This is a genomic window from Kitasatospora azatica KCTC 9699 (assembly GCF_000744785.1).
In the GTDB taxonomy this organism is placed as follows: Bacteria; Actinomycetota; Actinomycetes; order Streptomycetales; family Streptomycetaceae; genus Kitasatospora; species Kitasatospora azatica.
Genome location: NZ_JQMO01000002.1, coordinates 1,944,590 through 1,963,979 on the forward strand (window position 1 = coordinate 1,944,590; position 19,390 = coordinate 1,963,979).

16 protein-coding genes and 1 pseudogene are annotated in these 19,390 nt (G+C 71.7%); 10 read left to right on the forward strand and 7 right to left on the reverse strand.

Annotation, left to right across the window (positions count from 1 at the left end; genetic code table 11):
• Positions 1-11 precede the first annotated feature (11 nt).
• On the reverse strand, positions 12-1,031 hold the full coding sequence (locus tag BR98_RS09075) for a PP2C family protein-serine/threonine phosphatase (RefSeq protein WP_051969636.1): 1,020 nt from the start codon (positions 1,029-1,031) through the stop codon (positions 12-14).
• A 385-nt stretch (positions 1,032-1,416) separates the two neighbouring features.
• On the opposite strand from BR98_RS09075, the gene BR98_RS09080 reads away from it, so the two are divergent.
• Positions 1,417-3,120 (forward strand): chloride channel protein, encoded by a 1,704-nt coding sequence (locus BR98_RS09080; RefSeq protein WP_035843738.1) that lies wholly within the window; start codon positions 1,417-1,419, stop codon positions 3,118-3,120.
• An 87-nt stretch (positions 3,121-3,207) separates the two neighbouring features.
• On the opposite strand, the pseudogene BR98_RS41035 reads toward BR98_RS09080, so the two are convergent.
• Positions 3,208-3,362 (reverse strand): annotated as a pseudogene (locus tag BR98_RS41035) (aminotransferase); the annotation flags it as partial.
• Between the two features lie 376 nt (positions 3,363-3,738).
• Here BR98_RS41035 and BR98_RS09085 point away from each other — a divergent pair.
• The 4 genes from BR98_RS09085 (at position 3,739) to BR98_RS42500 (ending at position 9,058) form a co-directional block, all read left to right on the forward strand.
• Positions 3,739-4,167, forward strand: coding sequence for a hypothetical protein (locus tag BR98_RS09085; protein WP_051969484.1), 429 nt, complete (start codon positions 3,739-3,741; stop codon positions 4,165-4,167).
• The gene (locus tag BR98_RS09090) at positions 4,164-8,102 is read left to right on the forward strand and encodes a tetratricopeptide repeat protein (protein ID WP_051969485.1); all 3,939 of its coding nucleotides are present in this window, start codon (positions 4,164-4,166) and stop codon (positions 8,100-8,102) included. Before BR98_RS09085 ends, BR98_RS09090 begins: the two co-directional genes overlap by 4 nt.
• A gap of 222 nt (positions 8,103-8,324) precedes the next feature.
• Complete coding sequence (locus BR98_RS39115) at positions 8,325-8,474, forward strand: hypothetical protein (protein WP_157537535.1); 150 nt, start codon at positions 8,325-8,327, stop codon at positions 8,472-8,474.
• 92 nt (positions 8,475-8,566) lie between these two features.
• Positions 8,567-9,058 carry a universal stress protein gene (locus BR98_RS42500; protein WP_407639441.1) on the forward strand — a complete coding sequence of 164 codons (492 nt, stop codon included), beginning with the start codon at positions 8,567-8,569 and terminating at the stop codon, positions 9,056-9,058.
• Here BR98_RS42500 and BR98_RS09100 read toward each other — a convergent pair.
• Together BR98_RS09100 and BR98_RS09105 are read right to left on the reverse strand one after the other, a co-directional pair.
• Positions 9,043-9,567, reverse strand: coding sequence for a nitroreductase family deazaflavin-dependent oxidoreductase (locus tag BR98_RS09100; protein ID WP_051969486.1), 525 nt, complete (start codon positions 9,565-9,567; stop codon positions 9,043-9,045). The genes BR98_RS42500 and BR98_RS09100 overlap by 16 nt on opposite strands.
• Positions 9,568-9,603: 36 nt before the next feature.
• Positions 9,604-9,777, reverse strand: coding sequence for a hypothetical protein (locus BR98_RS09105; protein ID WP_157537538.1), 174 nt, complete (start codon positions 9,775-9,777; stop codon positions 9,604-9,606).
• Between the two features lie 398 nt (positions 9,778-10,175).
• On the opposite strand from BR98_RS09105, the gene BR98_RS09110 reads away from it, so the two are divergent.
• Positions 10,176-10,967, forward strand: a complete 792-nt coding sequence (locus BR98_RS09110; RefSeq protein WP_035841610.1) for a polysaccharide deacetylase family protein — start codon at positions 10,176-10,178, stop codon at positions 10,965-10,967.
• Entirely contained in the window at positions 10,967-12,181 is a 1,215-nt protein-coding gene (locus tag BR98_RS09115; RefSeq protein ID WP_035841612.1) for a YncE family protein, read from the forward strand. Before BR98_RS09110 ends, BR98_RS09115 begins: the two co-directional genes overlap by 1 nt.
• Positions 12,182-12,397: 216 nt before the next feature.
• On the opposite strand, the gene BR98_RS39125 is transcribed toward BR98_RS09115, so the two are convergent.
• Positions 12,398-12,985, reverse strand: a complete 588-nt coding sequence (locus BR98_RS39125; protein WP_157537540.1) for a hypothetical protein — start codon at positions 12,983-12,985, stop codon at positions 12,398-12,400.
• 28 nt (positions 12,986-13,013) lie between these two features.
• Positions 13,014-14,336: an APC family permease gene (locus BR98_RS09125; RefSeq protein ID WP_035841614.1), complete on the reverse strand. Its 1,323-nt coding sequence runs from the start codon at positions 14,334-14,336 to the stop codon at positions 13,014-13,016.
• Between the two features lie 799 nt (positions 14,337-15,135).
• On the opposite strand from BR98_RS09125, the gene BR98_RS09130 reads away from it, so the two are divergent.
• Positions 15,136-16,683 (forward strand): Na+/H+ antiporter, encoded by a 1,548-nt coding sequence (locus BR98_RS09130; RefSeq protein ID WP_035841616.1) that lies wholly within the window; start codon positions 15,136-15,138, stop codon positions 16,681-16,683.
• Between the two features lie 309 nt (positions 16,684-16,992).
• Positions 16,993-17,922, forward strand: coding sequence for a class I SAM-dependent methyltransferase (locus tag BR98_RS09135; protein WP_232247300.1), 930 nt, complete (start codon positions 16,993-16,995; stop codon positions 17,920-17,922).
• A gap of 178 nt (positions 17,923-18,100) precedes the next feature.
• Here BR98_RS09135 and BR98_RS09140 read toward each other — a convergent pair whose 3' ends face one another.
• A complete protein-coding gene (locus BR98_RS09140) occupies positions 18,101-19,048 on the reverse strand; it encodes a maleylpyruvate isomerase family mycothiol-dependent enzyme (protein WP_232247301.1) in 948 nt (315 codons plus the stop codon).
• Between the two features lie 143 nt (positions 19,049-19,191).
• Between BR98_RS09140 and BR98_RS39130 the strand changes: the two genes are divergently transcribed.
• The gene (locus BR98_RS39130; protein ID WP_035841618.1) at positions 19,192-19,377 is read left to right on the forward strand and encodes a hypothetical protein; all 186 of its coding nucleotides are present in this window, start codon (positions 19,192-19,194) and stop codon (positions 19,375-19,377) included.
• Positions 19,378-19,390: the final 13 nt, after the last annotated feature.

The window sequence follows — 19,390 nt, forward strand, 5'->3', positions numbered from 1 at the left end:
GCGCACCCCCATCACTGCGACGGCCCGTCGGGCTCGTCCCGGTAGCGCAGCAGGAGCATGGCGGCGTCGTCGTTCGACGGCCCGCCGGCGTGGCTGACGAGGTCCTGGCGCAGGGCCTCCAGCGCCCGCTCGGGGTCCTCGTGGTCGAGCAGGAACGCGCGGTCGACCAGCGGGTAGAACTCTCCTCGGCTGTTGCGCGCCTCGGCGACACCGTCGGTGTAGAGCAGCATCTGGTCGCCCGGACGCAGGTCGACCGTGTGGGCCTCGGGGCCGGCCGGGCCCAGGCTCGCCAGGCCCAGCGGCGGGGCGGCGACGTCCGGTTCGGCGAGCCGGACCGTCCCGTCGGCGCCGATCAACAGCGGTGCCGGGTGGCCGTAGTTGAGCAGGGTGACGGTGTGGTCGGCGTCCACCTCGGCCAGGACCGCGGTGACGAACTCCTCGCCGTCCAGGCGGCGGTTGAGGGCCCGCTCGAGGCGCCGGCCCACCGCATCGAGGTACTGCTCGTCCGGGGCCGCCTCCCGGAATGCACCCAGGACCAGTGCCGCGGTCTCCACCGCGTCAAGGCCCTTGCCCTGCACGTCCCCGACGATCACCCGCGCGCCGCCGGCGGCAGCCGGCACCACCTCGTACAGGTCCCCGCCGATCCGGGCCTCCGCGGCGGCGGAGGTGTAGGAGACCGCCACCCGCATCCGGCCCGCCGTGCGAGGCACCGGGCGCAGCAGCACTCGTTGCGCGGCTTCGGCGACCGAACGCACGTCGGCGAGCTCCCGCTCGTGGCGCCGACGCACCGCTGCCGCCAGCGCGGCGGCGGTCGCGCCCACCACGGCGGCCAGCGCGACCACTGCCCGACGCGTCGTCAGGAGTGTGTCGTACCAGGCCACGTTCACACACAGGACGAACGCGACGGCACCGACGAGCACGGCCCGGCGCACCGAGCCCGTCACGCAGGCGAACGCCGGGCCCAGCGAGAACAGTGCGAGGTAGCCGACATCCGGTCCGGCCAGCACGTCCACGCTCGCCACCAGCACCATCACCGCGAATGGCAGCGCGGCAAGCAGCGGCTGGCGGCCCTGCCCCTGTTGCGCCACGCACCCCTCCTCCAACCTGCGATCCACCTCTACTCTTGCATCATGCAAAGGACTAGGGCAAGGTTCCGCCTGCTTCCTACCCGCGCCGGCATGCGCAACAGAGCGCCGGCACTCAGGAGCACAGGCAGCCCAGCCCGCTTCTCCCCACTGCGAGCGTCTCAACCAGAGAGACCTTTGCACAGTCCGACGATATGTTTTGCATAATGCAAAGGTGACTGGAGCCGAAGCGACACCCTCATCCCCCGCGCCGTCCGCCTCCCTCGGACCGCGCGTTCGCCGCGGCCTGGCCGACGCTCCGAGCGCCCTGCGCGAGACCAAGAGCGGCCTGCTGGTCCTGGCCCTTGTCGTCGGTGCCGGCGCCGGCGGCGGCGCGATCGTCTTCCGCTGGCTGATCAAGACGTTCACCATGTTGCTGTCCGGCCACGCCGACTACTCCGCCGCCGGGCACGCCGCCAACCCGCACGTGCCCTGGCTCGGCATGTGGTTCGTGGTGCTGGCGCCGGTGGTCGCCGGGCTGCTGTACGGGCCGCTGGTGCAGCGGTTCGCCCGCGAGGCCCGCGGGCACGGCGTGCCCGAGGTGATGTACGCCGTCGCCCGCCGCGGCGGGCGGATCGCCCCGCAGGTCGCCCTCGTGAAGTCCCTCGCCTCGGCGCTGACCATCGGCGGCGGCGGCTCGGTCGGCCGCGAAGGGCCGATCGTGCAGATCGGCTCCGCCCTCGGCTCGACCCTGGGCCGGCTCGTGCGGGTCGCCGAGGACCGGATGCGGGTCCTGGTCGCCTGCGGCGCGGCCGGCGGTATCGCGGCAACCTTCAACGCGCCACTGGCCGGAGTGTTCTTCGCGATGGAGCTGATCCTGCGCGACTTCACCGCCGAGGCCTTCGGCATGGTGGTCCTCGCCTCCGTGGTCGCCTCCGTCATCGGACGCGCCGCCTTCGGCAACACCCCCTTCCTCCAACTGCCCGCCTTCGGCGTCCACCACCTGTCCCAGTACCTGCTCTTCGCCCTCCTCGGCGTGCTCGCCGGAGCGGTCGGCGTCGGCTTCACCCGCATCCTGTACTGGATCGAGGACGCCTGCGACTGGGCCTGGCGCGGACCCGAATGGGCCCGCCCCGCCGTCGGCGGCCTCTTCCTCGGCCTGCTCCTGCTGGTGCTGCCGCAGATGTACGGCGTCGGCTACCCCGTGCTGGAGAACGCCGTCAACGGCAAGTACGCCATCGGCTTCCTGCTCCTGCTCCTCATCGGGAAGATCGCCGCGACCAGCCTGACCATCGGCATCGGCGGGTCCGGCGGCGTCTTCGCCCCCTCGCTGTTCATGGGGGCCATGCTCGGCGCCGCCTTCGGCGCCACCACCCAGCACCTTGCCCCAGGCGTCGCCGGGCCCGTCGGCGCCTACGGCCTGATCGGCATGGGAGCGGTCTTCGCGGGCGCCGCCCGCGCCCCCATCACCGCCGTCATCATCCTGTTCGAACTCACCGGCGAATACACGATCATCCTGCCGCTGATGACCGCCATCGTGCTCGCCACCCTGACCAGCCGAGCCCTGTCCCGGGACACCATCTACAGCCTCAAGCTGCGCCGCCGCGGCATCGACCTCGACGCACCCACCCCAGGCACACCCTTCGCCGGCCTCACCGTCGCCACCGTCATGGAACCCCTGCCCGACACCGTGGACGAGACCATGCCACTGGCCAAGGCCGTCGACGTGCTCGCCGCCTCCCCACACGGCGTGCTGCCCGTCCTCACCGAGGACGGCAACTACCTGGGCACCGCCACCGCGCGCCGCGCCGCCGAGGCCCTGGCCGCCGGCACCGCGGACACCTCCACCGTCGTCGCCATCACCCACCGGCCCGCACTCATCACCGCCGACAGCGACCTGTCCACCGCCCTGGAAGCCCTGGTCGACACCGACGGCGCCGGCCTGCCCGTCCTCGACCCCACCCACACCCACCTGACCGGCTGGATCACCCATCAGTCCCTCCTCGCCGCCCTCCACCGCCCCACGCCACCGCACACGCCGCCCGCCGACGCGTGACCACGGGCCGACAGGAGCACCAGCGAGAACCAGTGCTCCCCGGGCAGCGATGTTCGACCCGGGCCGCTAGGGGCACCCGACTGGTGGGGCAGTCCGACAACCAACCTTCCAACCCATGAAGGACAAGGTCTTGCCGGCCAAGGAGATCGAGACGGTGCGCTCGCGCATGCCGGGAAGGGCGGCGATGGGGTGGTGGCCAGTGGCGAAGACGAGGTGCTTGTAACCTCGTCCGTGATGATCAGCGATCGTCGTCAAACAGGGCGACAGCTTGAGTCTGCTCGCCTGCCGCTACCGGACGACGGTCACGAAACTGCAGGCCATCAATTTCCTCGACACCACTCGCATTGACGTCGGACAACGTCTGGTGGTCCCGGTCGCGGCCCACCCGGCGGCGGAGTGCTGACGGTGCGACTGCCGACAACCTGGGTCTAGGTGATGGCGGTGATGGCGCCCCGTCAAGCACGAGGCCCCGAGGACTCGGGGCCAAAGGCAACGCCATTGGGGCAAGCACGGCCCCGCTAGCAGCCCGATAGTGCCGGGCCGTGAATGCGTGATGGTTGATCAGATTAAATGTATGAATGGCAAGTTGGTGCATCAGTGCTTAGAGGGGGCGTTGGGATGGAGCAGGAGCTGGCCAGCCTGGCCATGGCCGGGGCGACGACCATCGTGTCGGCGATGGCGACCGGAGCGTGGGAGGCCGCCCGGACCGGTATCGTCCAGTTGTTCCGCCGTCGGGGGCAGGATCCGGCGGCCATCGAGGCCAGGCTGGACGACGATGCTGCCGAGGTGGCACGGGAGGAGGACCGCGATGCGGCCCGCCAGGATCTGGTGGGTTCGTGGCGGCGACGACTGGCGACACTGCTGCGCGAGCACCCCGAGGCCGAAGCCGAGTTGCGGGCTCTGATGGAGGCGCTGAGCAAGGAACTGCCGCAGAACGCGCAGAACTGGGTGCAGAACAACAGCGCTGAGAACGGCGGCCAGGTCAACGCCACGCAGGGCGGTGGCACGATCAACGTGCACCAGGCGCCGCCCGGGCAGCGGCCGTGAGCAGCTACCAGCAGACCAACACCGGCCAAAGTGTCTTCGCCACGCAGGGCGGCGGCACGATCAACGTGTACCAGTGGCGGCCCGGCTACCGGATCGAGGACTTCCCGCAGCAGCCTCGCCCGGTGAAATACGGAGAGTTGGCCGGGCAGCCCTCCCAACTGCTCACGTCCTGGCACCAGGTGGTGACGTTCACCGGCCGTCAGGATGACCTGGACAGCCTCACCCGGTGGCGCGACGATCCGACGGGCCCGGTCATGACGGTGCGGTTGCTGCACGGGCCCGGTGGGCAGGGCAAGACCCGCTTGGCCGCACATTTCGCCGAGCTCAGCCGCGCGGCCGGGTGGGTGGTCCTGCAAGCGGTCGCGCGCGCCAAGCGGGGGCGGCAGCCGGAGACCTCGGCCCTTCCGTCCGGACGGGGAACCCTCCTGGTGGTGGACTACGCCGAACGCTGGTCCGCCACCGCGCTGGACGACCTGCTGGAGGACGCCCTCGGCTACGAGAGCAGCGGACCGGTTCGGGTGCTGCTGCTCGCGCGCCCGGCCGACCTCTGGTGGCGGGCCCTGAAGACGTCGATCGCCAACGAGCTGGAGGTGGCCACCGACGAGTGGCAGTTACCACCGCTGGCCGGCGAACCGACGTCGAGAGCCGCGTTGTTCACCGAGGCGTGCGTGTGCTTCGCCAGGGAACTCGGACTGCCGGAGGACCGGGCACGGGGCATCGCACCGCCCCCGGACCTTGACCACGGCAAGGACTACGCACAGGTCCTGACGATCCACGCCGCCGCGCTGGCCGCCGTCGACGCCGAGATGCGCGGCGAGGAGGTGCCCGGTGACCCGATCCGGACCTCCGCCTACCTCCTCGACCGCGAACTGCTGCACTGGACCAAGCTGCACCGGCGCACGCCGGAACCGCTGACCACCGGCCCGGAGCGTATGGGGCACGCCGTGTTCGTCGTCACTCTCACCCGCCCGCAGGTGATCGACGACGCGTACGCCGCCATGCGGCGGACCGACCTGGCCGATTCCAACGCCATGGCCCAGCAGATCATCAGCGATCACAGGTACTGCTATCCACCGCGTGACGCCTCGACGGTGTTGGAGCCGTTGCAGCCGGACCGTCTCGGTGAGGACTTCCTCGGTCTGGCCATCGTCGGCCACCAGCAGACGAACGCCTCCCCTGACGAATGGGCCGCTCGGGCGGTTCGGCTGCTGCTCAGCAGCCCGGACCCCGACGACCCGGCACCATGGATCCGCAGCACGCTGACAGTACTGATCGAGACCGCGCGCCGCTGGCCCGAGGTCGCCAGCGGCTACCTCTACCCGCTGCTCACCGCTCATCCCGAGCTCGCCCTCCAGGCCGGCGGGGCCGCGCTCACCGCGCTGGCGAGTCTCGACGGTGTCGACATCGATGTCCTGGACGCGATCGAGGAACTACTCCCGAAGTCCCAGCACACCGATCTGGACGTCGCCGCGGCTGCCATCGTCCGCCGCACCGCGACCCACTACCTGGCCACCACCGAGGATCCGGCTGGTCGCGCGCGCATCCTCGACCTGCTCGCCAAGCGCCTTTCCTGGGCCATGCTGAGCGAGGAGGCCGTGACGGCGAGCCGCGAGGCGGTCGCCGTACTGCGCGACCTGGCGGACGGCGACCCGTCGGCTCATGAGCCCGCCCTCGCCGATGCGCTCAGTCAACTCGGACTCTGCCTCTCCGATCTGGGGCTCGGCGAGGAGGCGCTCGAGGCGACCAGGCAGGCGCTGGCGATCCATCGGCGGTTGGCCGCCGCCGACCCACAGGCGTACGAGGCCGACTACGCGAGGTCGCTGGCGAACCTCGGGGCCCGGCTGGCGGACGAGGGACGACCCAGCGAGGCCCTGGCGGCAGCCGAGGAGGCCGCACCCGTCTACCGGCGGCTGGCCGCCTTCGACCCGTCCCATGAGAAGGACTTCGTCACGACCCTGACCAACCTGGGTTCTATGCGGTCCAAGACGGGCCTACGGTGCGAGGCACTGGAGCCGACCGAGGAGGCGGTCGCCCTCGGACGGCGGTTGGCCGCCGCCGATCCACAGCTGCACGGGCCGCTGCTCGCTCTGGCGCTCGGCAACCTGGGCGTCCAACTCGCCGAAGTGGGGCGGCGGCAGGAGGCACGGCAGGCCACAACGGAGGCCATCGAGCTGCGGCGGGGGCAGACCGCCGGCAACCCACAGGCCTACGACCCCGACTTGGCCAGGGAGCTGACCAACCTCGCAGGGCAGCTGGGAGACCGGGACGAGGCCCGGCGACCGGCCGAAGAGGCGGTGCAGATCTTCCGGCGGCTGGTCGAGGTCAACCCTCGAAGGTACGAGCCCGGGCTCGCCCAGGCGCTGAACAATCTCGGCGCGGCGATGGGCGACCGGACGATGAGCGAGGAGTCCGTTGCCATCCGGCGCCGACTGGCGGCCGCCAACCCGCAGGCTCACCAGCCGGGCCTGGCCGAGGCGTTGATCACGTTCGGGACGCTGCTGGCGCGCGCGGGGCGTCGGACCGAGGCACTCGACACCACCGAGGAAGCCACCGCTCTCTACCGGGAGTTGGCCGCCGGCAACCCCCTGGCCCATCAGCCCGACCTTGCCAAAGTCCTGGTCAATCTCGTCAAGCACCTGCTGGATGGCGGTCGCCCGGCCGAGGCGCTGGCCGTCGGCGAGGAGTCCGTCGCCCTGTGGCGGGCGCTGGCCGCGGACAACGCGCCGGCCTATGAACCGGACCTCGCCACGGCGCTGGTCAACCTCGGTGCGGCCCGCGTGCAGGCGGGGCGCTCGGCCGAGGCGCTGGCAGTGACCGAGGAGGCCGTATCCCGATGGCGGCGCCTGGTGGCCGGCAACGAGCAAGCCCACGAGCCGGACCTCGCCATGGCGCTGAACAACCTCGCAAGTTACCTGCGGGCGGTCGGCCGCGGGGCCGAGGCGCTGGCGGCCGGCGAGGAGTCCGTGGCACGCTACCGGCGGTTGGCCGAGGCCGACCTGCTCCACGAGCCCCAGCTCGCCCAGGCGCTGGGCACCCTGGCCGAGGTGGGAGGCGGACTGCCGACCGCCGAGGAGGCCGTATCGGTGCACCGGCGGCTGGCGGACGGCAACCCTGCGGCACACGAGCCCGAGCTCGCCCTGGTGCTGGGCAACCTGGTGCACATGCTCCTCCCAGCGGGACGCCTTCAGGAGGCGCTGGCCGTGAGCGAGGAGGCCGTGGCGCTCAGCCGGCGGCTGGTCGCCGCAGACCCGTTGGCTCACGAGCCCGCTCTGGCGAACGCGGTCTTGAACCACGGGGTCGCCCTGTCACATGCTGCCCGCCCGCAGGAGGCGCTCGCCGCTACCCAGGAGGCCGTGGCGCTCGGCCGGGTGGCGGTCGAGCGCCACGGGCGTGTGCACGAGAAGGGCCTCGCGACGGCGCTGGGCAACCTCGGCGGTGAGCTGTTCAAAGCGGGACGCCGAGAGGAGGCGCGGGCGGCCCTGGAGGAGGCTGTCCTGATCCACCGGTCGGTGGTGTCCAGCCAGCCGGGCCGCGAGCCCCTGCTCATCACCGCCCTCGCCAACCTCGGCTTCCTGCACCACTCGATGGAGCAGTGGCCCGACCTGGTGGAGGCGGCAGCGGAGCTCGTCGCCAGGCACCGGCGGCTGGCCGCCGCCGACCCCGGGACCTACGAACCCACTCTCGCGGGCTATCTGAGCGACCTCGCCATCGGCCTGTGGCAAGCCGGACGGCCCGACGAAGCACTGGAGGCCGCAGCGCAGTCGGCCGAGGTCTACCGCCGCCTGGCGGCCGGCGACCCCGGTGCTTTCCTTGAGAAGCTGCAAGTAGTTGAGGCGAACTTGGCCAGTGGACTGGAGAGTGTCGGGCGGACAGCGGAAGCAGCGGAGATCCGCGAGCGGCTTCGGGACGATCCTGCTTCACCGGTCAATGGGTAAGTGAACAGGGCTTGCCCCAGGCGACCGGGCACCCGGTGACAAAGGCCCGGGAAAGCAGGATCGACAACGGGTGACCTACAGCGCCGCGGACACCAGCCCCCCACTGGTCGGCATCGACGGCCGACACGACTGCACCCACTGGTGTGCCGCGCCGCCCGCGAAGCCGAGCCGCGAGCCGCAGGCGTACGACTGCTGCACGTGGTCGACCGGCCGGTACCGGCTGTGGCCACCGCGACCGCGACCGCGCAGTCGGCCGCCCACGCCGTGACCGTGCCCTGCGCCCGGGTTCTGTCCCACGAGTTCCCCAACATCCCGGTACGGCAGCTGCGGGGTGACGGACAGATCGTGCGGTCGCTCGTCTCGCGCTCGTAGGACGCTCTGTTGACCGTCGTGGCCACCACGTCAAGCTCGGCCCGACCCGTGTCCGGATCGGCTCGGTTGCCCTGCGCCTGGCCGGCCGCACCCTGCCCCGTTCTCGTGGTCCGGCCCGCCCTCGCGGCTTCGAACGCGGCGGGTCCCGTGGTTGCGGGCGTGGGGGCCACCGAGCCGGGGGAGCCCGTACTCCACCTGGCCTTCGCCGAGGCGGCCCTGCACGGCGCCGAGCTGGACATCCTCCACGCCGACCGCCACCCGCAGTTGCTCACCCCCGGCCTGGCGCCCGCCGTACGGTCCACCCGCGCCGACGTGGTCGACGCAGAGCACCAAGCTCTCGAACTGCGCATCGGCTCCCTGCGGGCCCGCTACCGCGACCTGCCCGCCACCGTGCGGGTCGAGCACACAGTCTCAGAGCCGTGCTGGTGGCGGCGAGCCGACACGCCCGCCTTCTCGTCGGCTCCCACGGGCGCAACGGGATCCCGCGTCTGCGCAGCGGATCGGTCAGCAGCGATGTCCTGCACCGTGCGTACTGCCCGGTCCTCGTGGCACCGGCAGGTGGCGGCCTTCATCCGGCGAGTTGAGTGCCGCGGGACAGTGGCGCCCCCAGCGCGGCGGGGTGGACGGCGACGAACGGGATGTGGTCCCGGCCCACGAGGAAGTAGTCCTGCGAAGTCCCGTCCACCTCAAGCCCGCAGAACGCCATCAGGCGGCGGGCGGCCCTCGGGCGGCGCAGCGCGTAGACGGCCATCGCGCGGCCCGACTGCTCGCGGGTCATGGGGCGTGCATAGCCGCTCAGCCGGTGCCGGCCGACCTGGACCTCCACGCCTGCGTGCTGCCGGATGTTGCGGTACCAGTCCGAGCGTGGGCCGAAGCCGGAGGCGAGGTGATAGGCGCCGGTCTGGGCGTCGCGGCCCACGACTTCCAGGACGACGTGGCGTGGCTGGCCGCTGACCCGGCCGACATGGGTGAGCAGCAGGAAGCGCGCGCCCAGGAGCCACCCCAGGTGCCAGCGGTACAGGCGGATCGGCGCGCGGAGCAGGTGGCGGCGAAGTCCGGTCGGAGCGGGCGCGGGAGCGATCCTTCGGGGCATCAGGGCCCTCCGTTCAGCATGCTCGGGCGGGCAGGGTCACAACTCCTCGCCCTGGCCTGCGTCTTCGACCCCGGACAGCGCCGGGTGGGTGACGTCGCGCCGCTGGTGAGCGGCAAGCATCGCCTGCGCCTCGGCCAGCGGTATACCCGTGGAAAGGCAGTCGCGAATGAAACGGGCGTGGCGCGGATCGTCCGAGTTCGGTGGCTGCACGGCACACTCCGGGTACGTGGGGCGGACGCGGGAGGTCGGCACGAGTACTCCCAGATCTCATTGCATTATGCAAAGAATACTGGACGTCCGCCACCGCCGACCCGAGGCCGCGCGCTTCCCGAGCCCGACCACCAGTGGGCTGATGCCCCGCGTGGCGAGTTCGGCCGCCGGACTCGCGGCGGATACTGTTGCACTGTGCAAAGATTGCATTGCGGGTATCGCCCGCACAGCTCCGCCCCGCCATGCCCACCGCCGGGGACCATGCCGACGCTCCTCGGGCCGGCCGCGGCGGGCGCAGCGCGATGCGCCCGCCGCCGGAGGGGCGTGCGCAGTCGCCTGCCGCGCCGCCGGACGATCCCGCCGGACGACCTTCCGCGTTCGGATACGGAGCACGGGCCGTGACAGGCCTCGCACGCCGGTCCCTGCTGCGGACGCTGGCCGCAGCCGCCATCCTCGGGCCGACCGGCAGCGCGTGCGCCTCCCACTCCCGCTCCGGGCTCGCAACTGCCCGCGGCAGCACGCCAGCCGCCAGCGCCTCGTCGACGCCAAGCTTCGGAATCGCCAGCAGCGCGTCCAGCACCGGCTCAGCCGCCCCGTTCCAGATCAGCTCGGGCCCCGTCGGCTCGCCCCGCGTCGCCCTGACCTTCCACGGTCAGGGCGACGCAGATCTCGCGACCGCGCTGCTGCGCGAGGCCGAGTCGGCAGGTGCACGGATCACGGTCCTGGCGGTGGGCGCATGGCTGGACGACCAGCCCCGCACTGCCCGGCGGATCCTCGACGGCGGCCACGAACTGGGCAACCACACCATGCACCACCTCGACATCTCCGCCCTGCCCGCAGATCGCGCCCTCGCCGAGATCACCGACTGCGCCGACCGCCTCACACGCCTGACCGGCTCACCCGGCCGCTGGTTCCGCCCCTCCCAGGCGAAGGACTGCACCCCCATGGTGGCCGCCCAGGCCCGCCTCGCCGGCTACGGGCACTGCCTGGGCTACGGCCTGGACTCTCTCGACTCCACCGACCCCGGCCCCGAAGCCGTCACCCGCACGGTGCTGGACGCGGTCCGGCCCGGCTCGGTGGTCAGCCTGCACCTCGGACACCCGGGCACCGTGACCGCGCTGCCCGCGATCCTCGACGGCCTCCGCGCCCGCTCCCTCCAACCCGTCACGATGTCGGAGCTCCTCACCTGATGCCCACTCACCGTCCTGCCCGCCGGACCCTCCTGACCGCACTCGCCCTCCTGCTCGCCCCCACCTGCCTCCTGCTACCCACAGCCTGCTCCACTCCCTCGGCCACGACAGCCCAGACCAGCGCCGCGCCCGCGCCGGCCAATGCCGCCCGGCCCGCTGCCGCATCGCCATCAACCGACCCCAACCTGCTGCCGGGCATGCCACCGCCGCTGGACCCGCACGACCTGTACGCCGCCGACCGCCCCGGCCAACTGGCCGATACCGTCCGCCGGTTCCCCTCCCGGGTCTACGTACCGAACACCGAGTCCGACACCGTCACCGTCATCGACCCCGCCACCTACCAGGTCCTCGACACTCTCCACGTCGACCACCAACCCCAGCACGTCGTCCCCTCCTGGGACTTGAAGACCCTGTGGGTCAACAACGACCTCGGCAACACCCTCACCCCCATCGACCCCGCCACCGGCAAGCCCGGCGCTCCTGTCGACGTGCACGACCCCTACAACCTCTACTTCACCCCCGACGGCAAGTACGCCGTCGTCATGGCCTCCGCCGACCACCAGCTGGTCTTCCGCGACGCCCACACCATGGCCGTCGTCAAAGCGGTCCCGGTCGACTGCGCCGGCGTCAACCACGCCGACTTCTCGCCCGACGGCCGCTACTTCATCGTCTCCTGCGAGTTCTCCGGCGACCTCCTCAAGGTCGACACCGCCGCCATGACCGTCACCGCCCAGCAGAAGATCCCCCTCGACGGCGCCATGCCCCAGGACGTCAAGATCTCCCCCGACGGACGCACCTGGTACATCGCCGACATGAAGGCCGACGGCGTCTGGATCCTCAACGGCGACACCTTCGCCCCACCCACCCTGTTGCCCACCGGCAAGGGCGCCCACGGCCTCTACGTCAGCCGCGACTCCAAGAGCCTCTACATCTCCAACCGCGGCGAAGGCTCCATCTCCCTCCTCGACTTCGCCACCGGCCACCTGAGCGCCAAGTGGCAACTGCCCGACGGAGGCAGCCCCGACATGGGCGGCGTCTCGGCCGACGGCAACGTGCTGTGGCTCAGCGGCCGCTACAACGCCGAGGTCTACGCCATCTCCACCGCCGACGGCCACCTCCTGGCCCGCATCAAGGTCGGCGCCGGCCCCCACGGCCTGTGCGTCTACCCCCAGCCCGGCCGCTACTCCCTCGGCCACACCGGTGTCTTCCGCTGACGCGGTGAACCACGGCATCTGCGACCCGCCGGCTCAGCCGCCGGCACCGCGCCCGCGCATCCGACGCCCTCCCCGCTCTCGCCGTCACGCGTCCGGCGGCGGAAGGCCCGAAGGTCCTCACCACCGGGTCGGCCCAACCCTCGCCCCTGTCCTTGCCACGAGACAGCCCCGTCTCACTCACAAGGGCAGGCACCAGGCTCTCACCGCTCGGAGCGATCACGTCCTGCGCAGGTCCCGTGCAGTGCCAAGCCCCGTCCACAGACAGCACACACAGCCCAGCGCGGCCGCAACCCACCACCAAGCGCGCAGGGAACCGGTCGAGGCGAGCACCACGCCGAGCGCTACCAGCGCGTGCACCACGGCCAGCCGACCGTCCGCCGTGAGAGCCGTGTTCGCCAGTCGGCGCCCGAACCGCGCCTTGCCCAGGGCCAACAGAAGCATCACCACTGCGGAGGCTATCGCCCATCCGCGAGTCGGCCCCAGACCGGCATGCCCGAGGCCCGCGTCGAGGACGGCCGCCCCCGGCAGCAGCACACCACCGGCCGCAGCGGCCAGTGCAGCGAGCACCAGCCCCAACGCACGCCGCCGGCCGTCACGGTCAGCGGCGTGCAGCGCCCTCAGCGCCGCCGACGAGGCAAGGATTCCGGCGAACGCGTCGATGCCCAGCCCGGCGGTCATCGGTGCCCGCGAGGCGCTGGCCGCCGGGATCAGCAGGCTGATGCCGGCCGCCAGCCAGAGCACGGTGGCGTACTCGAGCGCCACCGCCCACGTGAGGTCGCGTCTGCGTGCGGCGAAGGTCAGCACCACACCGTCCCGGCGCCCACCCGGCAACTCATCCGGCCTCGGCCTGCCGCTCCACATCCTCGATGCCGCTCGGGCTGCCCGCCCGCACCCACAGCCCGTACAAGACGGCGCCGATCAATACGGTCGCCGCCAGCGAGAGCATCGGCCAGCCGCGCAGCAGGTTGACCAGCAGGGTGAACGCGACCGCCGCCGCCGCGAGGGCGTTGACGGCCGCGAGCGCGGGCTTGCGCTCGGTACGGGCGAAGCGGGCCATCGCCAGCAGGCCCACCAGGAAGCTCACGAACACCGAGACCGCGTAGAACAGCACCAGCTCCTGCTCCTTGCCGGCCGCCGCCACGATGATCACCGCCGCTGCGCCCAGGTACACCACCACCGACCAGTACGGGGTGTGGTGCTTGTTCACCCGGCCCAGCACGGGAGGCAGCACACCCGGATTGGTGCTCGTTCCGGCCAGCGCCTTCAGCAGCCCGGGGCCGGCCTGGAAGGAGGAACTGGCCGCGGCCAGCAGCAGCAGCGAGCTCGTCAGCTGGAACGCCCCGTAGAGCCAGCCCGGCCCGGCGGCGGCGTGCGCGATGTCCGCGATCTGGGTGGAGTCGGTGCCCGGCAGACCGACGTGCAGGCGCACCGCCAGCGCGGTCAGCGCCAGCGTGAGGCCGCCGACGATCACCAGCAGCAGCGCGAGCGTGCCGCGCCCGAAGCGGCGCCGGTGGGTGTCGTCGAGCTGGCCGAGCTGGGCGATCGCCGTGGACGGCGCTTCGATGCCGGTGGCCAGTGCCATCGCGACCGGGAACGCCAGTACCACCGCCAGGGCGGCCGAATGCCCGGGTGCCGTGCTGGTCGGCGCCGCGCCCAGGGCGTGAGGGGAGTTGAAGCCCAGAACCAGAACCGCGACGGAGACCACCACGAAGAGGACCGTCATCCCGGCAAACAGCAGTCGCCCGCCGTGGCCGAACCAGGTCAGCCCCGCCACGACCACCAGTAGCCCCAGTGCCAGCGGTATCCGTACCGGCGCCAGTCCCGGGAACAGGGCGATGGCCGCACTGGACGCGGCCGCGATCGAGATCCCGATGGTCAGGACGAAGTCCACCACCAACGCGCCGATCGGCAGGAACGTCCACCGCGCACCGAACGCGCGCCCCGCCGCAGCGGCCGCACCGCCACCCTTGGGGAAGCGCCGCACCAGCTGCCAGTAGTTCGCCGTCACCAGCACCACCAGGCCGATCACCAGAGCCATCGTGGGAAGCAGCAGCGCAAGGTCACCGTGCAGCGCACGCAGCGCCGCCTCGATCGCGTAAGCGACCGAGGAGACCGGATCGGCGATCACCGCGAAGGCGAACGCGAAGAACAGCACGGAGCGGCGCGGTCCCCGGCCGGCCACAGCGGGCTGGACACTAGCGGGAGAGGTGGTCTTGGCGGCGGTCACGTCGGAGGCCTTTCCGGAAACGGGTACGACAGAGCACGTCGCCGACCAGACTTCCCGGCACACCGAGCGGTAACTGTACGTCAAGAAACCGCTAGCGTGGCGTCAAAAAAGCGTCAGGATCCGCGCTCCACTGTTGCGGGCGGGGGCCGCCTGTCGCGGGTGGTCACGCGCAGGACCGGAGCCGCGGTGCGCCGACAGCACGCCTGCCGAAAACGAGCCGACCACTGCCGCGGCTCCACAGCGGACAGCATCGCCCGCCGAACGATCCTGGGCCGCCCGTTTGTCTGTAACGGGTTGGTTTGGCCCCACCTCGTACGGGCTCAGTTGGCCCCACCCGTCTGCTGTGTTCGAGGTCAAAGAAGCACCTGGAGCTGGGATGTCGTTCCCGCCGTCGAACGCACAGGTGGGGCCACACGAACCTGGACAGGTGGGGCCAGCGGAAGCCGTTACACACACCCGTTCGAATCGGGCAGCATCCGCCCTCCTCGCAGCCGGTCCGGAGGCGCGCTCCAGCACGCCTCCCGAACGCGTTCCATCCGATGCGCTCGGGCGACCGCCTCGCCCACCGAGAGCTGCCGACTGCGCCGCCGATACGCCGCCCCACGCCTCCCCTGATAAAATCCCGATAAAATTATTCATGGTGTGCCGGGAAGTCTGGTCGGCTCGGGGGACGACTGCAGCGATCAGGCGGCAGCGACCCCGCTCGTCGTGATGGGGTCTTTCGCAGATGCGCGCCGTGGGAATCGTCCTCTTCCTGGTGGTCCTGGCCACCGCCGTGGCCACCTTCGCCCGCCGCTGGCGCATCCCCGCCCCATCACTGCTGGTCCTCGCCGGCCTCGCCGTGGCACTGATACCCGGCGTGCCCGCGCTGCACATCCCGCCGCAGACGATCGCGCTGGTCGTGCTGCCCCCACTGCTGTACGCCTCCGCCGAGGAGCTCTCGCTGCGCGACCTGCGCACGGTCTGGAAGCCGGTCACGATCCTCGCGTTCGGCCTGGTCTTCGCCTCGGCTGCGGCGGTGGGCTTCGTGGCGGTCGCGGTGACCGGTCTGCCGCCCGCGATGGCGTTCGTCCTCGGCGCCGTGCTCGCCTCCACCGACCCGGTGGCCGTCACCGCGCTGGGCCGCCGGCTCGCGCTGCCGGGGCGGGTCCAGGTCCTCGTGCAGGCGGAGAGCCTGTTCAACGACGCGACCTCGCTGGTGCTGTTCAAGGTCGCCGTCGGCATCGCGGTGGCCACCGGGGCTGCGGTGAGCCTGCCCGCGGCAGGCGCGGAGTTCCTGCTGCTCGGAGGTGGCGGCAGCATCATCGGCGCGGCGGTCGCGGGCCTGGTGTGGCTGATCCGCCGCCGCACCACCGACCCGGTGCTGGAGACCGTGATCGCCCTGGTCACCCCGTACGCGGCCTACGTGCTGGCGGAGTCCGCGCACACCTCTGGCATCACCTCGGTCGTCGTCGCCGGCGTCCTGCTCGGGCGCTCCGGGCGCCGTCTCACCGACGCCCACATCCGCCTCCAACTGCATGCCGTGTACGCGGTCGTGGTGTTCCTGCTGGAGAGCGTCGTGTTCAGCATCGTCGGCCTGGAGCTGCCCGCGCTGGTGCGCGACCTGCCCAAGGGCACCGGCTGGTGGCCGCTACAGGCCCTGACCCTGGCAGCCGTGCTGATCGCCGTCCGCGTGCTGTCGACCTTGCCGCTGACCCGGGCGGTGAAGCCCTCCCGCGGCCGGATGTCCTGGCGGGTGGCGGGGGTGGTGACCTGGGCAGGCACCCGCGGCGTGATGCCGCTGGCCGCCGCCCTGTCGATCCCCCTCGTGGCGAACGGCGGCAGCCCGCTGCCCGGACGTGCCCTGGTGCTGGTCCTCACCACGGCGGTCGTGGTGTTCACCCTGGTCGTCCAGGGACTGAGCCTGGCGGCCGTGGTCAACCGCTCCGGGCTGGCCCTGGAACCCGAGCACACCGCCCGCGAGGAGGCGGATGCCCGCGACGCCATCAACCGTGCCGCGCTCGCCCATGTCGACGACCTCGCCTCCCTGGAGACGATGCCCGAGCCGGTCATCGACCGCGTCCGGCGCGCCCTGAACGCCCGGCTCGACCACAGCATCGAAAGCCCGGACGGCAGCACCATGGAGGCCACCTACCGCGAGCTGCGGCACGAGGTGATCGCCGTCCAGAGCACGGAGCTGCACCGCCTGTACGACGAGCACCGGATCAGCGACGCCACGCGCAGGAGCCTGCAGCACGACCTCGACCGGGAGGAAGCCGCGCTCGGCAACCGCTGAGACGCCGCTGCCGCATCGTCGCCGGTGACGCTTCGGCAGTGCGGTAGCTTCACCGGGCGGCGTAGCGTGGCGAGGAAGAAGAGATTCCGTCGCCGTCTCATCGAGCCGCCGCACGAGTGCGGTCGGCCGCACCTCTCGTCTCCTTCGTCGCGGCCCGATGGCGGGAGGAGGAGCGATGTCTGTCGCAGAACTGGACGCGGTGAAGGCTGAGGAGTTCGGCGGCCGCATGATCCAGGTGCTGAACGACGCGTGCCTGTGCCTGATGACGGGCCTGGGCCACGAGAGCGGGTGTTCGACACGATGTCCGCCATGGCGCCGGCCACCAGCGCGGAGATCGCACGGTCCGCCGGGCTGGACGAGCGCTACGTCCGCGAGTGGCTGGGCGCGATGGTGGTCGGCGGCTTCGTCGACTACCAGCCCGAGCAGGCCACCTACCACTTGCCACCCGAGCACGCCGCGGCGCTCACCAGGTCGGCCGGGCCGGACAACCTGGCACGGATCGCCCAGGACATCGGCATGTGCGGGGAGGTCGAGCAGCGGGTGCTCGAAGCCTTCCGCACCGGAGACGGTGTGCCGTACTCGGCGTACCCGCGCTTCCAGGCCCTGCAGGCGGAGGAGTCCGGGGAGGTCTACGACCTGGCCCTGGTGGACGGCATCGTCGCGCTGGTGCCCGGCCTCACCGAGCGCCTGCGGGCAGGCATCGACGCGCTGGACATCGGCACCGGCCAGGGCCACGCCGTCAACGTCCTGGCCAAGGCCTTCCCCGCCAGCCGCTTCCACGGGCTCGACATGTCCGAGGACGGCGTCGCGGCCGGTCGCGCCGAGGCCGCCGAACTCGGCCTGACCAACACCGACTTCCGGGTCGGCGACTGCGCCGAGCTGACCGGCTCCTACGACCTGATCACCGCCTTCGACGTCATCCACGACCTGGCCCGGCCCGCCCGCACCCTCGCGGCCGTCGCCGGCGCGCTGAAGGACGACGGCGTCTTCCTGATGGGCGACATCTCCGCCTCCAGTCGTTTGGAGGAGAACCTCGAACACCCGCTCGGGCCCGCGCTCTACACCTTCTCAACCTTCTACTGTATGAGCGTCTCGCTCAGCGAGGGCGGCGAGGGCCTGGGCACCGTCTGGGGTGAGCAGACCGCCCTGCGGATGCTCGGCGAGGCAGGCTTCAGCCGGATCGACACCCAGCGGGTCGAGGGCGACATCCTCAACGTGTACTACGTCGCGCAGCGCTGAGAGCCCAGCACGGTGCGGGCGCACCAGTACGTGGGCCAATCGGGACCGGCCTACGAACTGGCGCCGCCGACAACGTCGAGATCGCCTACACCCGGCCATCCCGGCTCAACCGGATCGCACGCCGACGACCGGAGCCTACGCGCCGTTGTTGCCAGGGCGAACGTCGCCTGATCCCAAGTCAGGGGACCAGCGGCCCGGCCAGCACACCCAACCCCGCCTCACGGTCCCCGGTCCAGGTCACTGATCCGGTATCGCGCGGCTTGCGCCCCCACAACATCAGCAGCAGGTCCTCGGCAGTGCCCGCGACCTCCGCGATCGGCTCACCGGGCCCGTAAGTCCAGCAGCGGCCGGAGTCGGTGGCGGTGATCCGCACGGCCTGCTCTGGATGGGTGGCGGCCCCCTTGGAGATCATGCGGGGCGCCATGGTGTCGAAGACCTCGGCGACACCGTCGGCGGCGAGCGCCGCATCCATCGGCGTCGCCGAGCCGAGCGCGTGCTCGGCGTCCCACCGGTGCATCAGCGTCTCCTGGCTGCGGCGCCGACGCCAGAAACCGACCGTGTGCGGCGGGAAGAACGTCCACGCCCCCATCGAGGAATCAACCGACAGGGCCTGCACGAGCGCGTCCGCCGTCTCGGCGTACCAGGCCTTGAGACCATCCCGGTCACGGGGTGCGGCACCCTCGTCATAGCCGTCGCCGTGCCCCTCCCGCACCGCCGCGACGACCCACAGGTTCCCCGCTCCCATGTGCACGGCCAGATCCACCAACCTCCAACCGCCGCAGTGCTCGACCGGAGCCGACAGATCACCATCCAACGCGGCGCCGAACGCATCCAGTTCACGCCGAAGCTCAACCAGGTAGTCCACGGCGCCAAGATACCGCCCACCAGCTGCACGGGACTCGCCGCACGAACGGGGCGCCTGCGCGGCCGGTAGGCCGAAGGGTTCGGCGGCCCGCTGCAGATCAGCGACCTCGGGCGGGGTGCCGGTGGTGGCGAAGGACCGCAGCACGGTCTGCTGCACCGCCCGCAGCCCGCGCTCGGCGGGTGCGATTTGGCCCCGGCCGCCTCGACCGGCAGGGCCGGCATCCGCGGTCCGCCGATCGGGGTCGGCGGTGGTGTCCGGCACGCCGAGTACCCGCCGCAGGTCGTCGACCGAGGGCGCCCCGCCCGCACGGCCGTCCGACCCCCGGTAGAGCCGGCACGACACACTGGCCGCGGTACCGGGGCGGCGAACGGGTCACGCCCGTCGATCAAGAGCGTCGGCGAACCATGCATGCCCCGCCGCTCGGCTTCCTCCTGGTCCTCCACCACGTGGTGCGCCAGCTCCACCCCGGGGAGCGCGGCCAGCACCACGCCGAGCCGTTCCTCGAGGACCGGGCCGTTCGGGCAGTCCGGAACCGTCAGCATCTCCACCCGCATCGCGGCACCTCCCTGTTCGCCGCAGCCGACGCTTGACCTTCCATCCCAC

Bases quoted from the DNA above. Each gene is read 5' to 3' on its own strand.
- BR98_RS09075 (WP_051969636.1), bottom strand. From the start codon at position 1,031: ATGGTGCTGGTGGCGAGCGTGGACGTGCTGGCCGGACCGGATGTCGGC.
- BR98_RS09085 (WP_051969484.1), top strand. From the start codon at position 3,739: ATGGAGCAGGAGCTGGCCAGCCTGGCCATGGCCGGGGCGACGACCATC.
- BR98_RS09100 (WP_051969486.1), bottom strand. From the start codon at position 9,567: ATGCCCCGAAGGATCGCTCCCGCGCCCGCTCCGACCGGACTTCGCCGC.
- BR98_RS09115 (WP_035841612.1), top strand. From the start codon at position 10,967: ATGCCCACTCACCGTCCTGCCCGCCGGACCCTCCTGACCGCACTCGCC.
- BR98_RS09130 (WP_035841616.1), top strand. From the start codon at position 15,136: ATGCGCGCCGTGGGAATCGTCCTCTTCCTGGTGGTCCTGGCCACCGCC.
- BR98_RS09135 (WP_232247300.1), top strand. From the start codon at position 16,993: ATGGCGCCGGCCACCAGCGCGGAGATCGCACGGTCCGCCGGGCTGGAC.
- BR98_RS39130 (WP_035841618.1), top strand. From the start codon at position 19,192: ATGCATGCCCCGCCGCTCGGCTTCCTCCTGGTCCTCCACCACGTGGTG.